The following is a 610-nucleotide window of genomic DNA, read 5'->3' on the forward strand; positions in this document are numbered from 1 at the left end:
ATCGAGTTGAGCACCGCAGCGTCAATGACCGCCGGTGAGCGGCCGAGCGTGACGTCCTCGACGCCAGAGGCCGACATCCGTATCGAATGCCAACGTCCCGGCCTGTCCGTGACCGTGCACTGGCCCTTGTCTGCAGCGACCCAGTGCGCCCAGATGCTGCGCGAGCTGCTGCAGTGATCCGAATCGATGCGGCCTGGCTGGCCACGGCCCCACTGGACATGCGTGCGGGCACCGACACCGCCCTGGCGCGGGTGATCGCCACCTTTGGCGCGGCCCGCCCACACCACGCCTACGTCTTTGCCAACCAACGCGCCAACCGCCTGAAGGTTCTGGTGCACGACGGCGTGGGCCTGTGGCTGGCCGCGCGCCGGCTGCACCAAGGCAAGTTCGTCTGGGCACCAGCGGGCAGTCCGAACGTGGCACTGGAACACGCCCAGCTCAATGCTCTGGTGCTGGGCCTGCCCTGGCAGCGCATGGGCTCGCAAGGCGCCATCACCGTGGTCTGAATCTTCGATGTGAGGGTCGGCCGATGGCAATCGGAAGATGCGCCAATGGTCTTGCCCGGCGCGCACAGGCACACTGCGCTTCATGGTGATCGATGAGCAGGCCC

At 67.2% G+C, this 610-nt stretch carries 1 protein-coding gene; it reads left to right on the forward strand.

Translation table 11 applies throughout. The features are described 5' to 3' along the window. Nucleotides 1-143: 143 nt before the first annotated feature. Nucleotides 144-506: an IS66 family insertion sequence element accessory protein TnpB gene (gene tnpB / locus GVL50_RS28455; RefSeq protein WP_159815849.1), complete on the forward strand. Its 363-nt coding sequence runs from the start codon at nt 144-146 to the stop codon at nt 504-506. Nucleotides 507-610 lie beyond the last annotated feature (104 nt).

Origin of the sequence: Pseudomonas sp. 18058, assembly GCF_902706155.1 — a bacterium.
GTDB lineage: Bacteria > Pseudomonadota > Gammaproteobacteria > Pseudomonadales > Pseudomonadaceae > Aquipseudomonas > Aquipseudomonas rustica.